At 60.3% G+C, this 26,348-nt stretch carries 26 protein-coding genes; 14 read left to right on the top strand and 12 right to left on the bottom strand.

Annotated elements, in window-relative coordinates; genetic code table 11:
• Positions 1-169 precede the first annotated feature (169 nt).
• The 3 genes from gatB to gatC are packed head-to-tail and all read right to left on the bottom strand — an operon-like array spanning position 170 to position 3,381.
• Positions 170-1,615, bottom strand: a complete 1,446-nt coding sequence (gene gatB, locus AC3ZU9_RS24175) for an Asp-tRNA(Asn)/Glu-tRNA(Gln) amidotransferase subunit GatB (protein WP_046034322.1) — start codon at positions 1,613-1,615, stop codon at positions 170-172.
• A gap of 10 nt (positions 1,616-1,625) precedes the next feature.
• Positions 1,626-3,077: an Asp-tRNA(Asn)/Glu-tRNA(Gln) amidotransferase subunit GatA gene (gatA, locus tag AC3ZU9_RS24170; protein ID WP_012722222.1), complete on the bottom strand. Its 1,452-nt coding sequence runs from the start codon at positions 3,075-3,077 to the stop codon at positions 1,626-1,628.
• Between the two features lie 16 nt (positions 3,078-3,093).
• Complete coding sequence (gene gatC, locus AC3ZU9_RS24165) at positions 3,094-3,381, bottom strand: Asp-tRNA(Asn)/Glu-tRNA(Gln) amidotransferase subunit GatC (RefSeq protein ID WP_012722223.1); 288 nt, start codon at positions 3,379-3,381, stop codon at positions 3,094-3,096.
• Between the two features lie 210 nt (positions 3,382-3,591).
• On the opposite strand from gatC, the gene mreB reads away from it, so the two are divergent.
• The 8 genes from mreB (at position 3,592) to tldD (ending at position 14,782) form a co-directional block, all read left to right on the top strand.
• Entirely contained in the window at positions 3,592-4,629 is a 1,038-nt protein-coding gene (mreB, locus tag AC3ZU9_RS24160) for a rod shape-determining protein MreB (protein WP_002555108.1), read from the top strand.
• 140 nt (positions 4,630-4,769) lie between these two features.
• Complete coding sequence (gene mreC / locus AC3ZU9_RS24155; RefSeq protein ID WP_490091447.1) at positions 4,770-5,870, top strand: rod shape-determining protein MreC; 1,101 nt, start codon at positions 4,770-4,772, stop codon at positions 5,868-5,870.
• Positions 5,870-6,358 carry a rod shape-determining protein MreD gene (mreD, locus tag AC3ZU9_RS24150; RefSeq protein WP_003171788.1) on the top strand — a complete coding sequence of 163 codons (489 nt, stop codon included), beginning with the start codon at positions 5,870-5,872 and terminating at the stop codon, positions 6,356-6,358. Before mreC ends, mreD begins: the two co-directional genes overlap by 1 nt.
• 51 nt (positions 6,359-6,409) lie before the next feature.
• A complete protein-coding gene (locus AC3ZU9_RS24145; RefSeq protein ID WP_231809526.1) occupies positions 6,410-7,006 on the top strand; it encodes a Maf family protein in 597 nt (198 codons plus the stop codon).
• A gap of 70 nt (positions 7,007-7,076) precedes the next feature.
• Positions 7,077-8,534, top strand: a complete 1,458-nt coding sequence (rng, locus tag AC3ZU9_RS24140; RefSeq protein ID WP_012722226.1) for a ribonuclease G — start codon at positions 7,077-7,079, stop codon at positions 8,532-8,534.
• 76 nt (positions 8,535-8,610) lie between these two features.
• Entirely contained in the window at positions 8,611-12,426 is a 3,816-nt protein-coding gene (locus AC3ZU9_RS24135; RefSeq protein ID WP_122810018.1) for a YhdP family protein, read from the top strand.
• A gap of 48 nt (positions 12,427-12,474) precedes the next feature.
• Entirely contained in the window at positions 12,475-13,323 is an 849-nt protein-coding gene (locus AC3ZU9_RS24130; protein ID WP_012722228.1) for a carbon-nitrogen hydrolase family protein, read from the top strand.
• 16 nt (positions 13,324-13,339) lie between these two features.
• Entirely contained in the window at positions 13,340-14,782 is a 1,443-nt protein-coding gene (gene tldD / locus AC3ZU9_RS24125; RefSeq protein ID WP_012722229.1) for a metalloprotease TldD, read from the top strand.
• 45 nt (positions 14,783-14,827) lie between these two features.
• Here tldD and yjgA read toward each other — a convergent pair whose 3' ends face one another.
• A complete protein-coding gene (yjgA, locus tag AC3ZU9_RS24120; protein ID WP_043204785.1) occupies positions 14,828-15,349 on the bottom strand; it encodes a ribosome biogenesis factor YjgA in 522 nt (173 codons plus the stop codon).
• Between the two features lie 108 nt (positions 15,350-15,457).
• Between yjgA and pmbA the strand changes: the two genes are divergently transcribed.
• The 6 genes from pmbA (at position 15,458) to AC3ZU9_RS24090 (ending at position 20,717) form a co-directional block, all read left to right on the top strand.
• On the top strand, positions 15,458-16,804 hold the full coding sequence (pmbA, locus tag AC3ZU9_RS24115; protein WP_043204787.1) for a metalloprotease PmbA: 1,347 nt from the start codon (positions 15,458-15,460) through the stop codon (positions 16,802-16,804).
• Positions 16,805-16,956: 152 nt separating this feature from the next.
• Positions 16,957-17,352 carry a hypothetical protein gene (locus AC3ZU9_RS24110; protein WP_012722232.1) on the top strand — a complete coding sequence of 132 codons (396 nt, stop codon included), beginning with the start codon at positions 16,957-16,959 and terminating at the stop codon, positions 17,350-17,352.
• Positions 17,345-18,721 carry a class II fumarate hydratase gene (locus tag AC3ZU9_RS24105; protein WP_012722233.1) on the top strand — a complete coding sequence of 459 codons (1,377 nt, stop codon included), beginning with the start codon at positions 17,345-17,347 and terminating at the stop codon, positions 18,719-18,721. The genes AC3ZU9_RS24110 and AC3ZU9_RS24105 overlap by 8 nt, the downstream gene beginning before the upstream one ends.
• Positions 18,722-18,748: 27 nt before the next feature.
• The gene (locus AC3ZU9_RS24100) at positions 18,749-19,177 is read left to right on the top strand and encodes a DUF2753 family protein (protein ID WP_012722234.1); all 429 of its coding nucleotides are present in this window, start codon (positions 18,749-18,751) and stop codon (positions 19,175-19,177) included.
• Position 19,178: 1 nt separating this feature from the next.
• Complete coding sequence (locus tag AC3ZU9_RS24095) at positions 19,179-19,790, top strand: superoxide dismutase (protein ID WP_012722235.1); 612 nt, start codon at positions 19,179-19,181, stop codon at positions 19,788-19,790.
• Between the two features lie 33 nt (positions 19,791-19,823).
• Positions 19,824-20,717, top strand: coding sequence for a ZIP family metal transporter (locus AC3ZU9_RS24090; RefSeq protein ID WP_490091444.1), 894 nt, complete (start codon positions 19,824-19,826; stop codon positions 20,715-20,717).
• Between the two features lie 36 nt (positions 20,718-20,753).
• On the opposite strand, the gene AC3ZU9_RS24085 is transcribed toward AC3ZU9_RS24090, so the two are convergent.
• The 8 genes from AC3ZU9_RS24085 to lptC form a co-directional block, all read right to left on the bottom strand.
• The gene (locus tag AC3ZU9_RS24085; RefSeq protein ID WP_012722237.1) at positions 20,754-21,026 is read right to left on the bottom strand and encodes an HPr family phosphocarrier protein; all 273 of its coding nucleotides are present in this window, start codon (positions 21,024-21,026) and stop codon (positions 20,754-20,756) included.
• A 16-nt stretch (positions 21,027-21,042) separates the two neighbouring features.
• Positions 21,043-21,900 carry an RNase adapter RapZ gene (gene rapZ, locus AC3ZU9_RS24080; protein ID WP_012722238.1) on the bottom strand — a complete coding sequence of 286 codons (858 nt, stop codon included), beginning with the start codon at positions 21,898-21,900 and terminating at the stop codon, positions 21,043-21,045.
• Positions 21,901-21,902: 2 nt separating this feature from the next.
• Positions 21,903-22,367, bottom strand: a complete 465-nt coding sequence (gene ptsN, locus AC3ZU9_RS24075; RefSeq protein ID WP_012722239.1) for a PTS IIA-like nitrogen regulatory protein PtsN — start codon at positions 22,365-22,367, stop codon at positions 21,903-21,905.
• A 10-nt stretch (positions 22,368-22,377) separates the two neighbouring features.
• The gene (gene hpf / locus AC3ZU9_RS24070; protein WP_003171804.1) at positions 22,378-22,683 is read right to left on the bottom strand and encodes a ribosome hibernation-promoting factor, HPF/YfiA family; all 306 of its coding nucleotides are present in this window, start codon (positions 22,681-22,683) and stop codon (positions 22,378-22,380) included.
• 162 nt (positions 22,684-22,845) lie between these two features.
• Positions 22,846-24,339 carry an RNA polymerase factor sigma-54 gene (locus AC3ZU9_RS24065; RefSeq protein ID WP_012722240.1) on the bottom strand — a complete coding sequence of 498 codons (1,494 nt, stop codon included), beginning with the start codon at positions 24,337-24,339 and terminating at the stop codon, positions 22,846-22,848.
• Positions 24,340-24,524: 185 nt separating this feature from the next.
• Positions 24,525-25,250, bottom strand: coding sequence for an LPS export ABC transporter ATP-binding protein (gene lptB, locus AC3ZU9_RS24060; protein WP_003171806.1), 726 nt, complete (start codon positions 25,248-25,250; stop codon positions 24,525-24,527).
• Positions 25,250-25,783, bottom strand: coding sequence for a lipopolysaccharide transport periplasmic protein LptA (lptA, locus tag AC3ZU9_RS24055; RefSeq protein WP_012722241.1), 534 nt, complete (start codon positions 25,781-25,783; stop codon positions 25,250-25,252). The genes lptB and lptA overlap by 1 nt, the downstream gene beginning before the upstream one ends.
• On the bottom strand, positions 25,770-26,342 hold the full coding sequence (gene lptC, locus AC3ZU9_RS24050; protein ID WP_012722242.1) for an LPS export ABC transporter periplasmic protein LptC: 573 nt from the start codon (positions 26,340-26,342) through the stop codon (positions 25,770-25,772). The genes lptA and lptC overlap by 14 nt, the downstream gene beginning before the upstream one ends.
• Positions 26,343-26,348 lie beyond the last annotated feature (6 nt).

Here is a 26,348-nt window from a genome sequence, read left to right as displayed (position 1 = left end):
AGGTATCCCCATATCAAAGGTGGAAGGGGCTTACGTGGGAGGAGGCTTGCCCCCGATAGCGGTGTATCAGCCAAGCATTCGTCAGCTGATACTCTGCAATCGGGGGGCAAGCCCCCTCCCACCTTGGTCCGAGCCGAGCATGAGATCTCAGTCGGCCCCTTCATCGCTATCAGCCTTCAAGCTTGCTTTTCAGCAGCTCGTTCACCTGTTGCGGGTTAGCCTTGCCTTTGGAGGCTTTCATCGCCTGGCCCACAAAGAAGCCGAACATCTTGCCGCGCTTGGCTTCGTCTGCCGCACGGTATTGCTCGACCTGCTCGGCATTGGCCGCGAGCATTTCATCCAGCACGGCCGAGATGGCGCCGCTGTCGGTGACTTGCTTGAGGCCACGCTTCTCGATGATCTCGTCGGCACTGCCTTCACCGCTGGCCATGGCTTCGAACACGGTCTTGGCAATTTTGCCGGAGATGGTGTTGTCCTTGATGCGCAGCAGCATGCCGCCCAGTTGCTCGGCGGTGACGGGGGCTTCGTCGATTTCCAGGCCCTGTTTGTTCAGCAGGCTGCCCAGCTCGACCATCACCCAGTTGGCCGCCAACTTGGCGTCACCGGCGATGCTCACGACTTTTTCGAAGTAGTCGGCTTGTTCGCGGCTGGAAGCCAGCACGCTCGCATCGTAGACCGACAGGCCGAACTGCGCCTGGAAGCGTTCGCGTTTTTGCGGCGGCAATTCCGGCAGAGTAGCGCGGATGTCATTGAGGAACGAATCCTCGATCACCACCGGCAACAGGTCCGGGTCGGGGAAGTAACGGTAGTCGTTGGCTTCCTCTTTGCTGCGCATGGCGCGGGTTTCGTCTTTGTTCGGGTCGTACAGGCGGGTTTGCTGGATCACTTTGCCGCCGTCCTCGATCAGTTCGATCTGGCGACGCACTTCGGTGTTGATCGCCTTCTCGATGAAACGGAACGAGTTGACGTTCTTGATCTCGCAGCGAGTGCCGTACTCGGCCTGGCCTTTGGGGCGTACCGACACGTTGCAGTCGCAGCGCAGCGAGCCTTCGGCCATGTTGCCGTCGCAGATGCCCAGGTAACGCACCAGCGCGTGGATGGTCTTGACGTAGGCCACGGCTTCCTTGGCGCTGCGCATGTCCGGTTCGGAAACGATCTCCAGCAGCGGTGTGCCGGCGCGGTTCAGGTCGATGCCGGTGGCGCCGTTGAATTCTTCATGCAGGCTTTTGCCGGCGTCTTCTTCCAAATGTGCGCGGGTTACGCCGACGCGCTTGATGGTGCCGTCTTCCAGTGGGATGTCCAGGTAACCCTTGCCGACGATCGGCAATTCCATCTGGCTGATCTGGTAGCCCTTGGGCAGGTCCGGGTAGAAGTAGTTCTTGCGCGCGAACACGTTGTGCTGGCCGATCTCGGCGTCAATCGCCAGGCCGAACATCACCGCCATGCGCACCGCTTCCTGGTTCAGCACCGGCAGCACGCCGGGCATGCCCAGGTCTACCAGGCTCGCCTGGGTGTTGGGCTCGGAGCCGAACGTGGTGGCGCTACCGGAGAAAATCTTCGATTGGGTGGCGAGCTGGGTATGAATCTCCAGCCCGATCACAACTTCCCATTGCATAGTGTTCTCCTCAGAAGCCGGTAGGGGTGCGAGTGTGCCAGTCGGTGTTCAACTGGTACTGGTGCGCCACATTGAGCAGGCGGCCTTCCTGGAAATACGGGGCGAGCAATTGCACGCCGACCGGCAGGCCATCGACGAAACCCGCGGGCATGGACAAGCCCGGCAGGCCCGCGAGGTTGGCGGTGATGGTGTAGAGGTCTTCCAGGTACTCGGCAATCGGGTCGCCGGTCTTGGCGCCGATCTTCCAGGCCGGGTTCGGCGTGGTCGGGCCGAGGATCACGTCGACTTCTTCAAAGGCCGCCATGAAGTCGTTCTTGATCAGGCGACGGATTTTCTGCGCCTTGAGGTAGTACGCGTCGTAGTAGCCCGCCGACAGGGCGTAGGCCCCGACCATGATCCGGCGTTGTACTTCGGCGCCGAAGCCTTCGCCACGGGAGCGTTTGTACAGGTCGGTGAGGTCTTTCGGGTTTTCGCAGCGGTAGCCGAAGCGCACGCCGTCGAAACGCGACAGGTTGGAAGAGGCTTCCGCTGGCGCGATCACATAGTAGGCAGGAATCGCGTGCTGGTTGTTCGGCAGGCTGATTTCCTTGATCACTGCACCGAGGCCTTCCAGCGTCTTGACGCTGTTGTGCACCAGCTCGGCGATACGCGGGTCGAGACCGGCGCTGAAGTATTCCTTCGGCACGCCAATGCGCAGGCCCTTGATCGAGGTGTTCAGGCTGGCGCTGTAGTCCGGCACGGGCTCATCGATGCTGGTGGAGTCCTGTTTATCGAACCCGGCCATACCTTGTAACAAAATTGCGCAGTCTTCAGCAGTGCGGGCCAGGGGGCCGCCCTGATCCAGGCTGGAGGCGTAGGCGATCATGCCCCAGCGGGAAACGCGACCGTAGGTCGGCTTCAACCCGGTAAGGTTGGTGAACGCCGCCGGCTGGCGGATCGAACCGCCCGTGTCGGTGGCCGTGGCAGCCGGCAGGAAACGCGCGGCAACGGCGGCGGCCGAACCACCGGACGAACCACCGGGCACGTGGTCGAGGTTCCACGGGTTTTTCACCGCGCCGTAGTAGCTCGACTCGTTGGCCGAACCCATGGCGAACTCGTCCATGTTGGTCTTGCCCAGGGTCACAGCCCCGGCGGCAGCCAGCTTGGACACCACGGTGGCGTCGTAGGGGGCCTTGAAGTTGTCGAGCATCTTCGAGCCGCAACTGGTGCGAATGCCCTGGGTGCAGAACAGGTCCTTGTGGGCGATAGGGGCGCCCAGCAGTGCGCCCTGTTCACCGTTGGCGCGACGTGCGTCGGCAGCCTTGGCCTGGCTCAAGGCCAGCTCTTCGGTGAGGCTGATGAAGCTGTTGACCTTCGGATCGTGCTCGGCGATACGCGCCAGCAGGGTCTTGGTCAGCTCTTCGGAAGAAAACTTTTTGTCGGCGAGACCGCGGGCGATCTCGGCCAGAGTCATGTGATGCATTGCAGGCTCTTTCCCTTTAGTCGATGACTTTCGGAACCAGGTACAGGCCGTTTTCGACCGCTGGCGCGATGGACTGGTAGGCCTCGCGATTATTACTTTCGGTCACGACGTCTGCGCGCAGGCGCTGGCTGGCTTCCAGCGGGTGAGCCAGGGGCTCGATGCCGTCGGTATTCACGGCCTGCATTTGGTCGACCAGCCCGAGAATACTGTTCAGGGCTGCGGTGGTCTGTGGAAGATCGTCTTCATTCAGGCCAAGCGAGGCCAAATGCGCGATTTTTTCCACATCGGAGCGTTCAAGCGTCATGGGAATCTCCAGTGGAAAACAGAACGGAGGCTGTCCGTGTGTTAGATTGTCGGAACACTACCGCATTTCTACGGTCTTACGGCCGCGATTGTGGGGGTTGGTGCACAGAAAGTCGGCCAATTTAGCACATTGGCGCCTTGCCCAAAATCCCTGTCGTTGTTAGAGTTTGCCGCACTTTTTTACCCACGCGTTGCCTAGGGTCCCTTTCCCATGTTCAAGAAACTGCGTGGCATGTTTTCCAGCGATCTTTCCATTGACCTGGGCACTGCCAACACCCTTATTTACGTGCGCGAGCGCGGTATCGTCCTGAATGAGCCATCGGTTGTGGCCATTCGGACCCATGGTAATCAGAAAAGTGTCGTTGCCGTCGGCACCGAGGCCAAGCGCATGCTCGGCCGTACACCAGGCAATATTGCTGCCATTCGTCCGATGAAAGACGGCGTGATCGCCGACTTCAGTGTCTGCGAGAAGATGCTGCAGTACTTCATCAACAAGGTTCACGAAAACAGTTTCCTGCAGCCCAGCCCTCGTGTGCTGATCTGCGTTCCATGCAAATCCACCCAGGTTGAGCGTCGTGCCATCCGTGAATCGGCCCTTGGTGCCGGTGCTCGCGAAGTGTTCCTGATCGAAGAGCCGATGGCTGCTGCGATCGGTGCCGGCCTGCCGGTAGAAGAAGCCCGCGGTTCGATGGTGGTGGATATCGGTGGTGGTACCACTGAAATCGCCCTGATTTCCCTGAACGGTGTGGTGTATGCCGAATCCGTACGCGTAGGCGGCGACCGTTTCGACGAAGCGATCATCACTTATGTGCGTCGTAACTACGGCAGCCTGATCGGCGAATCCACCGCCGAGCGCATCAAGCAGGAAATCGGTACCGCTTATCCGGGCGGCGAAGTGCGCGAAGTCGATGTTCGCGGTCGCAACCTGGCCGAAGGCGTTCCACGTGCCTTCACCCTGAACTCCAATGAAGTGCTGGAAGCTCTGCAAGAGTCCCTGGCTACTATCGTTCAGGCCGTGAAGAGCGCCCTGGAGCAATCGCCGCCGGAACTGGCTTCCGATATCGCCGAGCGTGGGCTGGTGCTGACCGGTGGTGGCGCCTTGCTGCGCGACCTCGACAAGCTGCTGGCCCAGGAAACCGGCTTGCCGGTGATCGTCGCCGAAGACCCGCTGACCTGCGTCGCCCGTGGCGGTGGCCGTGCACTGGAAATGATGGATAAACACACCATGGACCTGCTTTCCAGCGAATAAGCATTTGCTGATTAGCCCATGTTTCGCCCGCAGGCAGCACTTTGCAGTGCTGCCTGTTGGCGTTTATCTTCTTCAATCTGCATCCAGGCCGGTTAGATGCCGTATGAATAAAGAGAACATTTGCCTGGGAGGAGCGGCTTATTAAACCGCTTTTCGCCAAAGGCCCCTCATTGGGCGTACGCCTGTTGGTGCTGGTCGTGCTTTCGGTCGCGCTGATGGTGGTCGATGCCCGCTTTGCACTGCTCAAGCCCGTGCGTAGCCAGATGTCGCTGGTGTTGATGCAGACTTACTGGATCACCGACCTGCCACAACGTCTCTACCAGGGCGTGGCCAGCCAATTCGGCAGCCGCACCGAGCTGGTCGCCGAGAACGAAAAACTCAAGACCGAAAACCTGCTGTTGCAGGGGCGCATGCAAAAGCTCGCGGCCCTCACCGAGCAGAACGTTCGGCTGCGCGAGCTGCTCAATTCCTCCGCACTGGTCAACGAAAAGGTCGAAGTGGCCGAGTTGATCGGCATGGACCCCAACCCCTTCACCCATCGCATTATCATCAACAAGGGTGAGCGCGACGGTGTGGTCCTTGGCCAGCCGGTGCTCGATGCCCGTGGCCTGATGGGCCAGGTGGTTGAGCTGATGCCCTACACCTCACGGGTGTTGCTGCTGACGGACACCACCCACAGCATTCCGGTGCAGGTGAACCGCAACGGCCTGCGTGCGATCGCCAGCGGCACCGGTAACCCTGAACGGCTGGAGTTACGCCATGTGGCCGATACTGCCGACATCAAGGAAGGCGACTTGTTGGTCAGTTCCGGCCTGGGTCAGCGTTTCCCGGCGGGTTACCCGGTGGCGACCGTCAAGGAAGTGATCCACGATTCCGGCCAGCCGTTCGCCATTGTGCGTGCCGTGCCTACCGCCGCCTTGAACCGCAGCCGCTACCTGCTGCTGGTGTTCAGTGACAACCGCACCCCGGAAGAGCGCGCCAACGACGCCGCCCAGGCCCAGGAGGCGGAAGACAAACAAAACGGTACAGCGCCGATCGTTCCCACAACCGTGCCGAAACCGGCATTCGTGGGGCCGCCCGCGCCTGTCGCTGCTCCGGCAGCGCCGGTGGCCACCCCGGTCAAACCGGCAGCCCACAGCGCCCGCCCGGTTAAACCGGCAACGACTAAGCCACCGGCCACCACGCCTGCAGCCAAGCCTCCGGCAAGCGCGCCGACCACCACGCGGCAGAGGGAGGAATAATGGCCGGTACTCATTCGCGCAATGGCTGGATCGTCTGGCTGACCTTCGCCATTGGCTTGTTGCTCAGCGTTTCGCCGCTGCCGCAGTTCATGGAAATCCTGCGCCCGCTCTGGCTGGCTTTGCTGCTGGCCTTCTGGTCGCTGAACCTGCCGCACAAAGTGGGTATGGTCACGGCGATGTTCCTGGGCTTGGCCGAGGATGTGCTCTATGGCACCTTGCTGGGCCAGAACGCGTTGATCCTGACCCTGATCACCTTCCTGGTGCTGTCGTTGCAGCAGCGCCTGCGCATGTTCCCGATGTGGCAGCAGTGCCTGGTGATCCTGGTGATCTTCGGCCTGGCACAGCTTGTTCAACTGTGGCTCAGCGCCTTGACTGGCAATCGCCAGCCAACCCTGGCGCTGGTGCTGCCGGCCCTGGTCAGTGCCTTGCTGTGGCCGTGGATCAGTTTCGGTCTGCGCGGGCTGCGTCGTCGTTATAAAATCAATTGAATGGATTGCGAGGCTCTGCCTGGTTATCGAACCCTACAGGGAGAGTCTGCAATGAATTCGCTTTACTTGGCCTCGGGCTCTCCGAGGCGGCGTGAACTGCTGACCCAGATCGGTGTGCCCTTCACCGTGGTCAGCGCCGCCATTGATGAAACGCCTCTTACAAACGAAACCCCTGTTTCCTACGTCGAGCGCCTTGCGCGCGGCAAGGCAACGGCGGGTTTTGCTGCGCTTGAGCACACAACAGGCGCCTGCGTGCTGGGCGCCGATACCGCCGTGATTGTCGATGGCAAGATCCTCGGCAAACCGGTGGATCAGGCCGATGCCCTGGCCATGTTGACGGCCTTGGCGGGACGGGAACATGAAGTCCTTACCGCCATCGCGCTCACTGATGGCCAGCGCTGCGAAACGCGATGTGTCAGCAGTCGAGTGCTTTTCCGTGGGATTTCCGTCGAGGAGGCCACAACCTACTGGCACAGTGGCGAACCTCATGACAAAGCGGGCGGCTATGCTATCCAAGGCCTGGGTTCGGTGTTTGTGGCCGGGCTCAATGGCAGTTATTCCGCTGTGGTAGGCCTGCCGGTGTGTGAAACCGCGCAACTGCTCGATCAATTCGGCATACCCTGTTGGCAAAACATCACCGCGCGCTGAACGCCGTACGCCAGCGCCCAGCCTTAAGCGATCGGTCACTATTGTGAAAACGCCTGAACGAGACCCAGCCATGAGTGAAGAGATTCTGATCAATATCACGCCGATGGAATCGCGCGTGGCGGTGGTAGAGAACGGTGTTCTGCAAGAAGTGCACGTGGAGCGAACCCAGAAGCGCGGAATTGTCGGCAATATCTACAAAGGCAAGGTGGTGCGCGTATTGCCGGGCATGCAGGCGGCATTCGTCGACATCGGCCTGGACCGCGCGGCGTTTATCCATGCTTCGGAAATTTCCCTGCGCGAAGGCCCTGCGGTAGAAAGCATCAGCGCCCTGGTGCATGAAGGGCAAAGCCTGGTGGTACAAGTCACCAAGGACCCCATCGGCTCAAAGGGTGCACGCCTGACCACTCAGCTGTCGATTCCGTCGCGTTACCTGGTTTATATGCCGCGCACTGCCCATGTCGGCATTTCCCTGAAAATCGAAGACGAAGCCGAGCGCGAACGCCTGAAGAAAGTGGTCAGCGACTGCGTGGCGGCCGAAGGCATCAAGGAGGCGGGCGGTTTTATCCTGCGTACCGCCGCCGAAGGTGCCGGTGCCGATGAGATCCTGATGGACATCCGCTACCTGCGACGCCTGTGGGACCAGATCGATGCCCAGATCAAGACCATCAGTGCGCCAAGCGTTATTTATGAAGACCTGGGCCTGGCCCTGCGCACGCTGCGCGATTTGGTCAGCCCCAAGATTGAGAAAATTCGCATCGACTCGCGGGAAACTTTTCAGCGCACCACGCAGTTTGTTGCCGAGCTGATGCCGGAAATTGCCGACCGCCTGGAACATTACCCTGGCGAGCGACCGATCTTCGACCTGTATGGCGTCGAAGACGAAATCCAGAAGGCCCTTGAGCGCAAAGTGCCGCTCAAATCCGGCGGCTACTTGGTGGTCGACCCGGCGGAGGCCATGACCACCATTGACGTCAACACTGGTGCGTTTGTCGGCCATCGCAACCTTGAAGAGACCATCTTCAAGACCAACCTCGAAGCGGCGACCGCGATTGCCCGCCAGCTGCGCCTGCGTAACCTGGGCGGCATCATCATCATCGACTTCATTGACATGGAAGACGAAGAGCACCAGCGCCAAGTGTTGCGTACCCTCGAAAAGCAGCTGGAACGCGACCACGCCAAGACCAATATCATCGGCATCACCGAGCTGGGCCTGGTGCAGATGACCCGCAAGCGCACCCGCGAAAGTCTCGAGCAAGTGCTGTGCGAGCCGTGCAGCAGTTGCCAGGGGCGCGGTAAGTTGAAGACCCCGGAAACGGTTTGCTACGAGATTTTCCGGGAAATCTTACGAGAGGCACGTGCCTACCAGGCCGAAGGTTATAGAGTGCTCGCCAACCAGAAAGTGGTCGACCGGTTGCTGGACGAAGAGTCCGGTAACGTGGCCGAACTGGAGGGGTTTATCGGGCGCACCATTCGTTTCCAGGTTGAAACCATGTATTCACAGGAACAATACGACGTGGTGCTGCTCTGATCCTCATTCGTTTACTTTTCAAGAGACCGGCAGACCTTGATCTGCCGTCCGACTACCGCCTTGAGGGTCGCCTGACATGGAGCGTCTGATACGCTTTTTTGCCGCTTTGACCCGTTGGGGCCTGGGCCTCTGCGCGTTGCTGCTGGTATTGGCGGCGGTGTACGTGAGCCTCGGTCGTGAGTTGACCCCGCTGGTGGCCGAGTACCGTGCCGAAGTCGAGGCCAAGGCCCAGGCTGCGGTACAGATGCCTTTGCACATCGGCAGCCTCGAAGGCCGCTGGAGCGGCTTCGCGCCGGTATTGCTGGCCCATGATGTGATGGTGGGCGAGGGCAGCAGTGCCTTGCGCCTGGACCAGGTCGAAGTGGTGCCGGATATCTGGGCCAGCCTGATGGCCCGCGAAGTCCGCATTGCGCATCTGCAGGTCAGTGGCCTGCAACTCAGCGTCAAGGAAGATAAGGACGGGCGTTGGGCACTGCAAGGCCTGCCGGTGCAGGACGACCAGCCGCTGGACCCGGAGCAGTTGCTCAAGCGCATGCAAGTGGTCAAGCGCGTGTCCCTGCTCGACAGCCAGGTGACGTTGCAACCGTTTGACCATGCACCGGTGACCCTTACCTATGTCGGCCTGAGCCTGCACACCGGCGCCACCCGCCAACGCCTGGACGCGCGCCTGACCCTGCCCGACGGCCAGCCCCTTGCCGTCAACCTGCGCACCCGTATTCGCGCCAGCCAGTGGAAGGAGGGTGAAGTCCAGGCCTACCTGAGCCTGCCGCAAAGCGATTGGGCCAAGTGGATTCCGGCCAAGCTGACCCAACAGTGGAAACTCACCCAATTCAAGGCCGGCGGCGAATTCTGGCTGAACTGGGCCAAGGGCACCGTGCAGAGCGCGGTGGTGCGTCTCAACTCGCCGCAGGTGAAGGGCAGCTACGCCGACCGTAAGCCTGTCCATATCGAAAATCTCGCGCTCACCGCTTACCTGCAACGCAGTGACACCGGCCTCAAGGTGCTGTTCGACTCGCTGGCGATGAACCTGGGGGAGACCCGCTGGGAATCTCGCCTGCAAGTGCAACAGCGCCTGGCCACCGACAAGGAGCAGGAAGTCTGGAAGCTCCAGGCTGACCGCCTGGACCTGACGCCGATCACACCACTGCTCAACGCCCTGGCGCCGCTGCCGGAAGGTTTTGCCAAGACGATCCAGCACCTCAAGGCCACAGGCCTGCTACGCAATGTGCTGGTGGATTTTCGGCCTCAAGACACTACCGATCAAAAAGTCAGCTTCGCCGCTAACCTCGAGCGCATCGGTTTTGATGCCTACTTCGGCGCGCCGGCTGCGCGTAACGTGTCCGGCAGCATCAGCGGCGACCTGGGCCATGGCGAGTTGCGCATGGACAGCAAGGACTTTTCCCTGCACCTCGATCCGATCTTTGCCAAGCCCTGGCAGTACATCCAGGCGAATGCGCGCCTGACGTGGAAACTGGACAAAGAGGGGTTCACCCTGATTGCGCCGTATATCAAGGTGCTGGGGGAAGAGGGCAAGATCGCCGCCGATTTCCTGATTCGCCTGCATTTTGATCACAACCAGGAAGACTACATGGACCTGCGGGTCGGCATGGTCGATGGCGATGGGCGCTTCACGCCCAAATACCTGCCGGCGGTGTTGAGTCCTGCGCTGGATGAGTGGCTACGCACCGCGATCCTCAAGGGCGCAGTGGATGAAGGCTTCTTCCAGTATCAAGGTTCGTTGAACCACGATGCGCTGCCGGCCTCGCGCAATATCAGCCTGTTCTTCAAGGTGCATGATGCCGAACTGGCCTTCCAGCCGGGCTGGCCTCATGTCAGCAAGGTCAAGGGCGAGGTGTTCGTCGAGGAAAGTGGTGTGCGTATCCTGGCCAGCAAGGGCCAGTTGCTCGACACCAAGGTCAAGGACATCTACGTCAATATTCCCCACGCACCTGAAGGCAAAGACAGCCATCTGCTGCTCACGGGTGGGTTTGCCGGTGGCTTGGGCGATGGTCTGAAAATCCTCCAGGACGCGCCGATCGGCACGGCATCGACGTTTGCCGGCTGGAAAGGTGAGGGCGACTTGCAAGGCAGCCTTGACCTGGACATTCCGCTGGCCAAGGGCGCAGAGCCGAAAATCGTGGTGGACTTCAAAACGGATAAGGCGCGCCTGCAACTGGCTGAGCCCACCTTGGACCTGACCCAGCTCAAGGGCGACTTCCGTTTCGACAGCGCCAAGGGCCTCAGTGGCCAGAACATCACAGCCCAGGCGTTCGACCGGCCAATCACCGCGCAGATCTTTGCCGACGGCAAACCGGGCAACATCAGCACACGCGTGGTTGCCAAGGGCCAGGTGACGGTCAAGCGGCTGACGGATTGGCTGAAAATTACCCAGCCGTTACCGGTGTCCGGCGATATTCCGTACCAGTTGCAACTGACTCTGGACGGCGCCGACAGCCAGTTGATGGTCAGCTCCAACCTCAAGGGCGTGGCAGTGGACTTGCCGGCGCCGTTCGGCATGCCGGCCAGCCAAGGGCGTGACAGTGTGTTCCGCATGACGTTACAAGGGGCCGAGCGCCGTTATTGGTTCGATTACGGTGAGTTGGCCAACTTTACCTTTGCTGCGCCGCCGGACAAATTCAATGACGGTCGCGGTGAGCTGTTCCTTGGTGATGGCGACGCCGTGCTACCGGGTGCCAAAGGATTGCGCATTCGCGGTGTGTTGTCGGAGCTCGATATCGATCCCTGGAAGAAACTGGTGGAGCGCTATGCCGGGAACGATCCGGGCGGCAGCGCCAAGCAATTGCTGAGCGGCGCCGACTTCAAGGTAGGCAAGCTGACTGGGCTTGGCACCCAGTTCGATCAGGTCACTTTGCAGCTGGACCGCAAACCTGCGGCGTGGGGTTTGCAACTCGACAGCCAGCAGGCCAAGGGCACGGTTAACGTGCCCGACGCCAAAGGCGCGCCGATTGCGATCAACCTGCAATACGTGAAGCTGCCGGCGGTGGACCCAACGGTGCAAGCGGACGAAAACGCGCCGGACCCCTTGGCGAGTATCGATCCCAAGGATATTCCCGCGCTGGATATCGCCATCGACCAGTTGTTCCAAGGCCCGGACCTGATAGGTGCGTGGTCGCTGAAGATTCGCCCGACGGCCAAGGGCCTGGCCTTCAACAACCTGGACCTGGGCCTCAAGGGCATGCAGCTCAAGGGCGCCGGTGGTTGGGAAGGTGCGGCGGGTGACAGCAGCAGTTGGTACAAGGGCCGCTTGGACGGCAAGAACATTGGCGATGTGCTCAAGGGCTGGGGTTATGCGCCTACCGTCACCAGCCAGGACTTCCACCTGGATGTGGACGGACGTTGGCCCGGTTCGCCGGCCTATGTGGGGCCCAAGCGTTTCTCCGGCAGCCTGGATGCGGCATTCCGCAATGGCCAGTTTGTGGAAGTGGAAGGCGGCGCCCAGGCCCTGCGGGTATTCGGCCTGCTGAACTTCAACTCCATCGGGCGCCGGCTGCGCCTGGACTTCTCGGACTTGCTCGGCAAAGGCTTGAGTTATGACCGGGTAAAAGGCTTGTTGGCGGCCAGTAACGGTGTGTTCGTGACCCGTGAGCCGATCACCATGACCGGGCCTTCCACTAATCTGGAACTGAATGGCACTCTGGACCTGGTGGCTGACCGCGTTGATGCCAAGTTGCTGGTAACGCTGCCGGTGACCAACAACCTGCCGATCGCGGCGTTGATCGTTGGCGCGCCCGCGATTGGCGGTGCGTTGTTCCTGATCGACAAGTTGATTGGTGATCGGGTTTCCCGCTTCGCCAGCGTGCAATACAAAGTGGAAGGGCCATGGAAGGACCCGAAAATCACCTTCGACAAGCCATTTGAAAAGCCAAACTGAGAGCCTGTGGAGTAGCATGGCCGTACGCCCCTTACGGAGAGTCGGCCCATGTCCTTTGCGGTAATTCAAATGGTCAGCCAGAGCGATGTGCTGGCCAACCTGGCCCAGGCCCGTCGTTTGCTGGAGCAGGCTGCGGCAGGCGGTGCAAAGCTGGCGGTGCTGCCGGAAAACTTCGCTGCCATGGGCCGCCGCGACGTGGCGGATATCGGTCGCGCCGAGGCGTTGGGCGAAGGCCCGATCCTGCCATGGTTGAAACAGACCGCCCGCGACCTCACCTTATGGATAGTGGCGGGGACTTTGCCGCTGCCGCCGAAGGATCAACCGCACGCCAAGTCCAACGCTTGCTCGCTGCTGGTCGACGATCAGGGCGAAATCGTTGCCCGTTACGACAAGCTGCACCTGTTCGATGTGGATGTCGCCGATGCTCGCGGTCGTTATCGCGAATCCGACGACTATGCTTTCGGGGGCAATGTGGTGGTGGCGGATACGCCCGTCGGTCGCTTGGGCCTGACGGTGTGTTACGACTTGCGCTTCCCCGAGCTGTACAGCGAATTGCGCGCGGCGGGGGCCGAATTGATTACTGCGCCGTCGGCGTTTACGGCAGTGACCGGCGCGGCGCACTGGGATGTGCTAATTCGCGCTCGTGCCATCGAGACCCAGTGCTACCTGCTGGCGGCCGCCCAAGGTGGTGTGCATCCGGGGCCACGGGAAACCTATGGCCATGCAGCGATTGTCGACCCCTGGGGACGCGTGCTGGCACAACAGGATCAAGGCGAAGCGGTGCTGCTGGCCGAACGCGATAGCAGTGAACAGGCGTCGATAAGGGCGCGCATGCCGGTGGTCAACCATCGGCGCTTTTTCTCGCAGGGCGCACAGCGACCTGCTTCGGAACGATGAATTTAAGGCCCTACCTATGAGCGAGTTGTTGTCCTCAGTCAGTGAACACCTCCTGGCACCCGGTGGCGTGACCATCGAAAGTTTGCAAACCGTGCTGGGCGATCTCGCCGGGCCCGGCATCGACGCGGCCGACCTGTATTTCCAGGGCCAGATCTCCGAGTCCTGGGCCCTTGAAGACGGGATCGTCAAGGAAGGCAGCTTCAACTTGGATCAAGGGGTGGGTGTCCGTGCGCAATCCGGTGAAAAAACCGGTTTTGCCTACAGTAACGCAATCACCCTGGAAGCCTTGGGCCTGGCGGCGCGTGCCGCGCGTTCGATCTCCCGTGCCGGGCAAAATGGCACGGTGCAGGCATTCAGCACCCAGGACGTGGCGCAGTTGTACGCGCCGGATAATCCCCTGGAAGTGATCAGCCGTGCGGAAAAGGTCGAGTTGCTCAAGCGTATCGACGCCGCCACCCGTGCCCTTGACCCGCGTATCCAGCAAGTCACCGTCAGCATGGCGGGTGTGTGGGAACGAATCCTGGTGGCGTCCACCGATGGTGGCCTGGCGGCTGATGTGCGGCCGTTGGTGCGTTTCAATGTCAGTGTGATCGTCGAACAGAACGGTCGCCGCGAACGCGGTGGGCATGGCGGCGGCGGGCGTACCGACTACCGTTATTTCCTCACCGACGACCGTGCCATGGGCTACGCCCGTGAAGCGTTGCGCCAAGCATTGGTCAATCTGGAAGCCATTCCGGCGCCGGCCGGTACCTTGCCGGTGGTGCTGGGTTCGGGCTGGTCCGGCGTGCTGCTGCACGAGGCCGTCGGCCATGGCCTGGAAGGTGACTTCAACCGCAAGGGCAGTTCGGCCTACAGCGGGCGCATGGGCGAGATGGTTGCGTCCAAGCTCTGCACGATCGTGGATGACGGCACCCTGGCCGGGCGCCGTGGTTCGCTGAGCGTCGATGACGAGGGCACGCCGACCGAGTGCACCACCTTGATCGAGAACGGTGTGCTCAAGGGCTACATGCAAGACAAACTCAACGCCCGCCTGATGGGCGTGGCACGCACCGGTAACGGTCGCCGTGAATCCTACGCGCACCTGCCGATGCCACGCATGACCAACACCTACATGCTCGGTGGCGAAAGCGATCCTGCGGAAATCATCGCCTCGGTGAAACGCGGCATCTACTGCGCCAACCTCGGTGGCGGCCAGGTGGATATCACCAGCGGCAAGTTCGTGTTTTCCACCAGCGAGGCGTACCTGATCGAAGACGGCAAGATTACCGCGCCGGTCAAGGGCGCAACGTTGATCGGTAATGGTCCGGAAGCCATGAGCAAGGTGTCGATGGTGGGTAACGACCTGTCGCTGGACAGCGGCGTGGGTACGTGCGGGAAAGATGGGCAGTCGGTGCCGGTGGGTGTCGGCCAGCCAACGCTGAAGATTGATGCGATCACCGTGGGTGGCACGGGGTCGTAAGCGGTGGAGCTTCGGGTGGCGAAGACCGCCACCCGGGGAAGGGCATCAACGCAGACCGCGTTGAGTCTCGTCCAGCTCACGGATGTATTTGAAGATTTTACGGCTGGTGGCCGGCGCCTTGTTATGCGCCTGCTCGTGCTGGGCTTGACGGATCAGGGAACGCAGTTGCTGGCGGTCCGCGTCCGGGTAGTCCAACACGAATTTCTCCAGCACCCCGTCATCGCCCGCGATCAGGCGGTCACGCCAACGCTCCAGGTTATGGAAGCGTTCGTTGTACTGGCGAGTGGAGGCATCGGTTTGATCAAGCAAAGCCAGAATGGCGTCAGTGTCCTGATCGCGCATGAGTTTGCCGATAAACATGATGTGCCGTTTACGCGCGATATTCGCGGTGTGCTTGGGTGCGTCCGCAAGAGCCCGGCGCATTTCGTCGGTCAGTGGCAGTTTTGCAATCAAGTCTTTCTTGAGCGTTGTAAGGCGCTCGCCCAGGTCAACCAGAGCATGCAGCTCACGTTTGACCTGGGTTTTGCTTTTCTCCCCATCGAGGGAGTCGTCGTAAGAATCAACCATGGTGGCAGTCCGCAAAGAAACGCCGCCATGATAACCAGTCGGGGGCCGCTTGTCCGGCCCGGTCGCTCGATGGCCTTAACCGAAAGCAGAATTTGAGTGGAGAAAACCATGAGTGCAGCCCAAAGCGTCGGTCCACAAGCGTTACCGGCACTGCAGGAACAAGTCGAGCAGATCCTTGCCGAGGCCAAGCGCCAGGGGGCCAGTGCCTGTGAAGTGGCGGTATCGCTGGAGCAGGGGTTGTCGACATCGGTTCGTCAGCGGGAAGTGGAGACGGTTGAGTTCAACCGCGACCAAGGCTTTGGCATCACTTTGTATGTCGGACAGCGCAAAGGTTCTGCCAGTACCTCGGCCAGTGGCCCGGAAGCGATTCGCGAGACCGTCGCGGCGGCGTTGGCGATTGCCAAGCACACCTCTGAGGATGAAAGCTCGGGTTTGGCCGACAAGGCACTGATGGCCAAGGACTTGAAGGATTTTGATCTGTTCCACGCCTGGGACATCACGCCCGAGCAGGCCATCGAGCAGGCGCTGACGTGTGAAGCGGCGGCGTTCGATGCCGATGCCCGCATCAAGAACGCTGATGGCACCACGTTGAGCACCCATCAGGGCTGTCGCGTGTATGGCAACAGCCATGGTTTTATCGGCGGTTATGCGTCGACTCGTCATAGCCTGAGCTGCGTGATGATCGCCGAGGCCAACGGCCAGATGCAGCGCGATTACTGGTATGACGTGAACCGCCAGGGTGATTTGCTGGCAGACCCGGTCAGTATCGGCCAGCGTGCTGCACAGCGTGCGGCGAGCCGCCTGGGCGCGCGCCCTGTGCCGACCTGTGAAGTGCCGGTGCTGTTTTCGGCGGAACTGGCCGGTGGCTTATTTGGCAGTTTCCTGGGAGCGATCTCCGGTGGCAACCTGTACCGCAAGTCCTCGTTCCTGGAAGGGGCGATTGGCCAGAAACTGTTTCCCGAGTGGCTGACCATCGATGAACGTCCCCACCTGATGCGTGCTATGGGGAGCACGTCGTTTGATGGCGATGGCTTGGCGACTTATGCCAAGCCGTTCGTCGAAAGCGGCGAGTTGGTCTCCTACGTCCTGGGCACTTATGCCGGGCGCAAACTGGGCCTGCCAAGCACTGCCAACTCCGGCGGGGTGCATAACCTGTTCGTCACCCATGGCGATGAAGACCAGGCGGCGCTGTTGCGGCGGATGGGGCGTGGCCTGCTGGTGACTGAGTTGATGGGGCACGGGCTGAACATGGTCACGGGCGATTATTCCCGTGGCGCGGCGGGTTTCTGGGTGGAAAACGGCGAGATTCAGTTTGCCGTCCAGGAAGTGACAATTGCCGGCAACATGCGCGATATGTTCAAGCAGATCGTTGCCGTCGGAAACGACCTGGAATTGCGCAGCAATATCCGTACGGGTTCGGTGTTGATCGAGCGGATGACCGTCGCCGGTAGCTGATCCTTCCAACACGCTTCAACAAAAAAGGCGTGCCATCTTCAAGATGGCGCGCCTTTTTTTGTGGCCGCGTGTCAGTGGGATTAACGTGTCACTCTTGTTTTGATTCTCAATATCATTTAATAATAAATATCATTACCGAATGAGTGTGGATCATGAGTTCTGTCCTGCATGAGGATCCTTACCTTGAAAGCTGGCGCTGGATGAGTCGCCAGATTCGCTGCGGCCTCGATCCCAACGAGCCGCGCCTGATCGAACATTACCTCAATGAGGGTCGATACCTGGCGTGCTGCACCGCGACCCATCCGTGGACGATCGCTGAAACCTCATTTCGCCTGTTGCTCGACACCGCCAGCGATATTGCACTGCCCTGGCACTGGCGCTCCGTGTGCCTGGACCAGGCCTGGCGCCCCCTACGTGACCTGGAAAAACTCTCCCACTGTGCCTGCCGCCTCAAGCGCTGGCAGACCTTTGCCTGGCAATTGGCGACCTGCGAATTGCTGCCGTCTATTTCTGTTTCTGACCTGGTGCAAGGATCTAACGATGAGTAACACCCGTATCGAACGCGACAGCATGGGCGAACTGCAAGTGCCTGCCGAGGCCCTGTATGGTGCGCAAACCCAACGCGCGGTGAACAACTTTCCGATCAGCAACCAACGCATGCCGGCGCAATTCATCCGCGCCCTGATCCTGGCCAAAGCCGCTGCTGCCAAGGTCAACGTCGATCTCAAGCAAATCAGCGAAGGGCAGGGCAAGGCCATTGTCGATGCCGCCCAGGGCTTGCTGGAAGGCGACTTCATGCAGCACTTCCCGGTGGATATCTTCCAGACCGGCTCCGGCACCAGCTCCAATATGAACGCCAACGAAGTGATTGCGACCCTCGCCAGCCGTGTGCTGGGCGAGTCGGTCAACCCGAACGACCACGTGAACTGCGGCCAAAGCAGCAACGACATCATTCCAACCACCATCCACGTCAGCGCCGCGTTGGTCTTGCACGAGCAAACGCTGCCGGCCCTGCTGCACCTGGTGCAGGTGATCGAGCGGAAGGCTGAAGAGGTTCACCCGTTCATCAAGACCGGCCGCACGCACCTGATGGACGCCATGCCGGTGCGCATGAGCCAAGTGCTCAACGGTTGGGCGCAGCAGCTCAAGGCCAATATCGGTCATCTGCAGGACCTTCTGCCGAGTCTTCAGGCGCTTGCCCAGGGCGGCACGGCGGTCGGTACCGGGATCAACGCCCACCCTGAATTTGCTGCGCGTTTCAGCCAGCAACTGAGCAGCCTGACCGGCGTGAAATTCACCCCCGGCAAAAACCTGTTCGCCTTGATTGGCTCCCAGGACACTGCCGTCGCCGTGTCCGGCCAATTGAAGGCCACCGCCGTGTCGCTGATGAAAATCGCCAACGACCTGCGCTGGATGAACTCCGGTCCGCTCGCCGGCTTGGGTGAAATTGAGTTGGAAGGCCTGCAGCCTGGCTCTTCGATCATGCCTGGCAAGGTCAATCCGGTGATTCCTGAAGCGACTGCCATGGTCGCCGCGCAAGTCATCGGGAATGACACGGTGATCACCGTCGCCGGTCAGTCGGGCAATTTCGAGCTGAACGTGATGCTGCCGATCATCGCGCAGAACCTGTTGAGCAGTCTTGAGCTGCTGGCCAACGCCAGCCACCTGCTGGCGGACAAGGCCATCGCCAGTTTCAAGGTCAATGAAGCGAAGCTAAAAGAAGCGCTGTCGCGCAACCCGATCCTGGTCACCGCACTCAACCCGATCATCGGTTATCAAAAAGCTGCTGAAATCGCCAAGAAGGCCTATCAGCAAGGCCGTCCGGTGATTGACGTCGCTCTCGAGCACACCGACTTGCCGCGTAGCCAACTGGAGATCCTGCTGGACCCGGAAAAGCTCACGGCCGGCGGCGTGTAATCACCGACCCTGCTTTGGAGGCTCACCATGGAGCACTGGAAACGCACGATCGAACGGGCCAATCGCTGCTTTATGGCAGGCGAGCTGGTCGACGCTCGCGAGGCCTATTTGCAAGCCCTGGCCCTGGCCCAAGTGTTGTTCGAACGCTGGGCGGATGCCGACGAAGCAGTGGCGGCGTGCGTCATTTCCCATCACAACCTGGCGGACCTGCACCTGCGCCTGAACCAGCCGGAGGAGAGCGCGGAATACCTCTGCGCTATCCACCAGCGCCTGCTGCAGACCATGCAGGACCCGCGACTCAGCCCGCAGTTGCGGGAAGCGGCCCTGCGCCAGAGCAGCAAAACCTACGTCGAGCTGTTGAATTTCATCAGCGATCACGGCGAGTACCCGCGTACTCATCGCTTGCTGGGCGGCACTGCGGCACAGCCGACCACTCCTCAATACGGAGCACATTGATATGACTTACACCTTGCCTGCCTTGCCTTACGCGTACGACGCCTTGGAGCCGCATATTGATGCGCAAACCATGGAGATCCACTACAGCAAGCATCACCAGACTTACATCAACAACCTCAACGCTGCGGTAGAGGGCACTGAATTCGCTGGCTGGCCGGTCGAGAAGCTGGTGTCCAGCGTGCAGCAACTGCCGGAAAAACTGCGTGCCGCCGTGATCAACCAGGGCGGCGGCCATGCCAACCACTCGTTGTTCTGGGCGGTGATGTCGCCCAAAGGTGGTGGCAAACCCGAAGGTGCATTGAGCAAAGCCATTGATGAACAGCTTGGCGGTTTTGATAGCTTCAAGGAGGCCTTCACCAAAGCGGCGTTGACGCGTTTCGGCAGCGGTTGGGCGTGGCTGAGTGTCACCCCGCAAAAGACCCTGGTGGTGGAGAGCAGCGGCAACCAGGACAGCCCACTCATGAACGGCAACACGCCGATCCTCGGCCTGGACGTGTGGGAACACGCCTATTACCTGCTGTACCAGAACCGCCGCCCGGAATACATCAACGCCTTCTACAGTGTTATCAACTGGCCAGAAGTTGCAGACCGCTACCAGGCCGCCGTGGCCTGACATCCACCTTCATAACAAGACCTAAGGCCGACTATGGGCACTGAAACACTGGCGATCAGCAGCGGGCGAATGTTTCGTTATGCGTTTGGCTCGCTGCTGCTACTGGCAGGTACTGCATTGCTGGTGGCCCACGGGCTGGCCTGGCTGGACCTGGAACCGCGGATTCTACGCGCCCTGCAGGGCGGCTCCATTTGCGCGCTCGGCACTGCGCTCGGTGCGGTCCCGGTGCTGGTGATTCGCCATATGCCGGTGGCGTTGAGCGATACATTGCTGGGCTTTGGTGCGGGGGTCATGTTGGCGGCGACGGCGTTTTCGCTGATCGTGCCGGGCATTGCCGCGGCAGAAGGCTTGGGGCTTTCGCCCTGGAGCGCCAGCGGCTTGTTCAGCTTCGGCATCATGCTGGGAGCGTTCGGGCTGTATCTGGTTGACCGCAAGGTCTCCGGTGCCAGTCCGGAAATGCTGGTCGGCACGCCGGATAAACCGGTGATCCCGCCGCGTATCTGGCTGTTTGTGTTTGCCATCATCGCCCACAACATTCCCGAAGGCATGGCGGTCGGTGTATCCGCTGGCGGCGGTATGCCGGATGCCGACAGCCTTGCCATGGGGATTGCCCTGCAAGACGTGCCCGAAGGCCTGGTGATTGCGTTGGTCTTGGCCGGGGCAGGCATGTCGCGGGTCAAGGCGTTCCTGATCGGCGCGGCGTCAGGTCTGGTGGAGCCCGTGTTTGCTGTGCTCTGTGCCTGGCTGGTAAGCCTGGCAGAAGTGCTATTACCGTTGGGCCTGGCCCTGGCCGCTGGTGCGATGCTGCTGGTCGTCACTCACGAGGTGATCCCCGAGTCGCGCCGCAATGGTCACGAAAAGCTCGCCAGCCTGGGTTTATGCATCGGTTTTTGTTTGATGATGGTGATGGACACGGCGCTGGGGTGAGGTCGTTGCGACTTCATCCCGCTTCAAAGGGTGAGTTTACTCACCCTCATCGAAGTAGTTATTGATCAGCGCCACCAGGGCGTCCATCGCTTCCTGCTCTTGCTCACCTTCTGTCTTCAAGTGAATCTTGGTGCCTTTGCCGGCGGCCAGCATCATCATGGCCATGATGCTTTTGCCATCGACCATGGACTCTGGCGTGCGTCCGGCGCGGATCTGGCAAGGAAACTGTCCGGCAACGCCGACGAACTTGGCTGACGCCCGGGCGTGCAAGCCCAGCTTGTTGATGATTTCAATTTCCAGAGCGGGCATCGCGCAGGTGTTCCTTTCAGCTGAGGTCGCGGTGGCGGACCTGGACGTTCTTGAGGGTTTTTTGCAGCACCTGGCCCAGGCGCTCGGTCAGATAGACGGAGCGGTGGTGACCGCCGGTGCAGCCGATGGCAATGGTGACATAGGCCCGATTGCTGGCAGCAAATCGGGGTAACCATTTGAGCAAGTAGCTGGAAATGTCCTGGAACATCTCCTCCACATCCGGTTGTGCAGCCAGGTAATCGGCGACGGGCTGATCCAGTCCGGACTGATCACGCAGTTCCGGCTTCCAATAAGGGTTGGGCAGGCATCGCACATCGAATACCAAGTCGGCGTCGACCGGCATGCCGCGCTTGAAACCAAACGACTCCACCAGAAACGCCGTGCCTGGCTCCGGTTGGTTCAGCAGGCGCAGCTTGATGGCATCGCGCAGCTGGTACAGGTTAAGGCTGGTCGTGTTGATCTTGAGGTCGGCGAGGTCAATGATCGGTCCCAGCAGCTTGGTTTCATCTTCGATGGCTTCTGCCAGCGAGCGATGAGGGCTGCTGAGGGGGTGACGCCGGCGGGTTTCGGAGAACCGCTTGAGCAGTGTCTCTTCGTCGGCATCCAGGTACAGCACATCGCAATGAATGTGCTTGGCCCGCACTTCCTCGAGCAATTGCGGGAATCGCTCCAGGTGGCTGGGCAGGTTGCGGGCATCAATCGAAACGGCGACCAGGGGTTGAGCCAGTTCGGTGTGGATCAACGCGCGTTCTGCCAATTCCGGCAGCAGGCCGGCGGGCAGGTTGTCGATGCAATAGAAACCGTTGTCCTCAAGAACATTGAGGGCGGTACTTTTACCCGAGCCGGAGCGGCCGCTGACGATGATCAAGCGCATGGTTACTGCCCGTTCTGTTCATCCAGGACAACCTGGTACAGCGCCTCATTGCTGCTGGCGCTGCGCAGTTTGTCGCGTACGTCCTTGCGGTCGAGCATGCTGGCGATCTGCCGGAGCAGTTCCAGGTGCGCATCGGTGGCAGCTTCCGGGACCAGCAGAACGAACAGCAGGTCGACCGGGGCACCGTCGATGGCGTCGAAATCGATAGGGGCGTCCAGGTGCAGCAGGGCGCTGACAGGAGTCTCGCAGCCTTTGAGGCGGCAGTGGGGAATGGCGATGCCGTTGCCAAAACCGGTCGAGCCAAGTTTTTCACGGGCAATCAGTGCCTCATACACAGCTTGCGTATCCAGTTCGGGCACTTCACGGCCGATCAGGTTGGCAATTTGTTCGAGGGCGCGTTTTTTACTGCCGCCCGGCACGTTCACGAGGGAACGGCCGGGGGTCAGGATGGTTTCAAGTCGGATCATGGGGGGAGAGTTAACGACCTGTACCTTGCATCAGGTGCAGATTCTTTTCCTTATGCTTTATGAGTTGGCGGTCCAGCTTGTCGTAGAGCGAGTCGATCGCCGCGTACATGTCTTCATGTTCCGCATTGGCGACGAGCTTGGCATTCGGAACATGCAGGGTGGCCTCGATTTTCTGCTTGAGCTTGTCGACCTCCATGATGACCTGCACGTTGGTGATCTTGTCAAAATGCCCCGCAAGCTTGTTCAACTTGCTTTCGGTGTACTCACGCAGGGGCTTGGTAACTTCCAGTTGGTGTCCACTGATGTTGACTTGCATACAGCTTCTCCTTCGTTGCCAGTGCATAACGCGACGGGTAGGAATACCCGCCACTGGTCTGCATTTTAAAACTGCCTGCGCGTCGATCACGCTGCGTTAAAAACAGGCTGATCGCCGCTCGGCGAGTTTTAAAACGCATCCCGGAACGCTGTGGCCCGTCCGTCACATCAAACGCTTACGCTCGCTGGAAGGCGCGATCCCGAGGGATTCGCGGTACTTGGCGACGGTTCGACGGGCGACCTGAATGCCTTGTGCCTCCAGTAAACCAGCGATCTTACTGTCACTCAATGGCTTTTTCTGATTTTCAGCAGCAACCAGTTTTTTGATGATCGCGCGGATCGCCGTGGACGAGCATTCACCGCCTTCGGAGGTGCTGACGTGGCTGGAGAAAAAGTATTTCAGTTCATAAATACCCCGAGGGGTATGCATGAATTTTTGCGTGGTCACCCGGGAAATCGTTGATTCATGCATGCCGACCGCTTCGGCGATGTCATGCAGCACCAGCGGTTTCATCGCTTCGTCGCCGTACTCCAGGAAGCCGCGCTGATGCTCGACGATCTGGGTGGCGACTTTCATCAGGGTTTCGTTTCGGCTTTGCAGGCTCTTGATGAACCAGCGCGCTTCCTGCAACTGGTTGCGCATGAAGGTGTTGTCGGCACTGGTATCGGCGCGACGTACGAAGCCGGCGTATTGCGGGTTCACCCGCAGGCGCGGCACCGATTCCTGGTTCAGCTCTACCAGCCAGCGCTCGTTGTCCTTGCGCACGATCACATCGGGAACCACGTATTCGGCTTCGCTCGATTCGATTTGTGAGCCAGGACGCGGGTTGAGGCTCTGTACCAGCTCGATGACCTGGCGCAGGTCGTCTTCCTTGAGCTTCATGCGGCGCATCAACTGGCTGTAGTCGCGGCTGCCCAGCAGGTCGATGTAATCGGTCACCAGGCGCTGGGCTTCGGCGAGCCAGGGGGTCTTGGCCGGTAACTGGCGCAATTGCAGCAACAGGCATTCGCTGAGGGTGCGTGCGCCGATGCCGGCGGGCTCGAACTGTTGGATGCGGTGCAGGACGGCTTCGATCTCGTCCAGCTCGATATCCAGCTCCGGATCGAAGGCTTCAAGAATTTCTTCGAGCGTCTCGTCCAGGTAACCCTGATTGTTGATGCAGTCGATCAGGGTCACGGCGATCAAGCGATCGGTGTCCGACATCGGCGCAAGGTTCAGTTGCCACAGCAGGTGGCTCTGCAGGCTCTCGCCAACGGAGGTGCGGGTGGTGAAGTCCCACTCATCATCGTCATTGCTGGGCAGGCTGCTGGCGCTGGTCTGGTAGACGTCTTCCCAGGCCGTGTCGACCGGAAGCTCGTTGGGAATGCGTTCGTTCCATTCGCCTTCCTCAAGGTTATCCACCGTAGGGGCGGTTTCCTGGTAGGAGGGTTCCTGCACGTCGGGATTGGGTTTTTGCTCGATATTATCGGCCAGCGGGTCTGCATTATCGAAGTCGTCGCCTTCCTCCTGGCGTTCGAGCATCGGATTGGACTCCAGGGCCTCCTGGATTTCCTGTTGCAGGTCCAGGGTCGACAATTGGAGCAGGCGGATGGCCTGTTGCAGCTGCGGTGTCATCGTCAGCTGCTGGCCCATTCTCAGGACTAGCGATGGTTTCATGGCAGGGGCTTAACACCTTATTCGCCGGCGCAATGCGCCATCCACGACAGGGCGCGTGAGCGCCAAACATAAGCAAATTATATGCCTGATGTCGGGGGCTTTGCCTAGAGCGCGGTAACAATAAAAATCCGGAGGTTTTCATTGACTCCCGCGCACCTTGGCGAACAGCCGTGACACCACGGTGTTTACAGGCGGAACTCGTGACCCAGATACACTTCCTTGACCAGCTCGTTGGCCAGGATGGTGGCGGAATCACCTTCGGCGATCAGCTGGCCATCGTTGACGATATACGCTGTTTCGCAGATATCGAGGGTCTCACGGACGTTGTGGTCGGTGATCAGCACGCCAATGCCCTTGGCCTTGAGGTGATGGATGATCTGCTTGATGTCGCCCACCGAGATCGGGTCGACGCCCGCAAACGGTTCGTCCAGTAGGATGAACTTGGGCGCAGTGGCCAGGGCGCGGGCGATTTCCACACGGCGACGCTCACCGCCGGACAGGCTCATGCCGAGGTTGTCGCGGATATGGTTGATGTGGAACTCCTGCAGCAGGCTTTCCAGCTCCTTGCGACGGCCGTCACGGTCGAGCTCCTTGCGGGTCTCGAGGATGGCCATGATGTTATCGGCGACCGACAGTTTGCGGAAGATCGACGCTTCCTGCGGGAGATAGCCGATACCGGCGCGGGCGCGGCCGTGCATCGGCTGGTGGCTCACGTCCAGGTCGTCGATCAGCACGCGGCCCTGATCCGCCTGGACCAGGCCGACGATCATGTAGAAGCAGGTGGTCTTACCGGCGCCGTTAGGGCCGAGCAAGCCGACGATCTGGCCGCTGTCGATCGACAGGCTGACGTCGCGCACGACCTGACGGCTTTTATAGGCCTTGGCCAGATGCTGGGCTTTCAGGGTTGCCATTACTCGGCCTTCTTCTTCGGCTGGATGACCATGTCGATCCGTGGACGAGGTGCAGTGACCTTGTTGCCATTGGCGCGACCGGCGTTAGCGATCTGTTTCACGGTGTCATAGGTGATCTTTTCACCTTCCGTGGAGTTGCCGTCCGGGCTGAGTACTTTCGCCTGGTCGATCAGTACGATGCGGTTCTGCTGGGCGTGATACTGGATGGTCTTGCCGTAGCCCTTCATCGGACCGGTATCGGCAGCGGACTGCTTCTGTTCGAAGTAAGCCAGGTTGCCGACCGAGGTCACCACATCAATGTCGCCAGCCGGGGTGCGAGTCAGGGTCACGGTATTGCCGGTGATCTTCATCGAACCTTGGGTGATGATCACGCCGCCGGTATAGGTGGCGACGCCTTGTTTATCATCCAACTGCGCATCGTCAGCCGAGATGTGGATCGGTTGCTGGCTATCGTTCGGCAGAGCCCAGGCGCTCACGCTTCCCAGTGCTGCGCCCAGACCGAGCAAAATAGGGAGAGTTTTAACGAGCCTCATACTGTCCTCTTACGTTCGATAGCAGGTGTATCCTGCTTTCTTTCAAATACGCTTTCATTCCCTTGCCAGTCGATACACCGCCAGCGCCGTCGATTCTAACGTCTTGCTCGGTCTGCGCATATTGCTTCTGCGGGAATACGGTCATGCGACTGCTGGTAATCACGGTCTCACGTTTTTTATCGTCAGTGCGCGCAACGCGCACCGAGTCGATCAGCTCCACCTCGGTACCGTCCGGGTTGACCTCGCCACGTTTGCTGGTGACGTGCCATGGGAACTCGGTACCGCGGTAAATGTTCATGTCGGGGTTGGTCAGCAGGGTGACTTCGCTGGCCTTGACATGTTCGACCTTGTCCGAGGTCATCTCGTACTGCACTTTGCCGTCGGGCAGGAACTGCACGCTCTTGGCATTGGTGGCGTAATAGTCGATAGCGCCTTCGTCAACCTGCGCGGCAGGCTGGTCGAGAAAGCGCTCCGGGCTGATATTCCAGTAGCCCACCGCCAGGAACAGTGCGGCGATGACCCCGAATAACAGGAAGTTGCGAATCTTTTTGCTCAGCATAAAACG

This window comes from Pseudomonas sp. A39 (assembly GCF_058145955.1).
The sequence above is the reverse complement of the archived record's forward strand: the minus strand, read 5'-3'. Positions and strand labels throughout refer to the sequence as shown.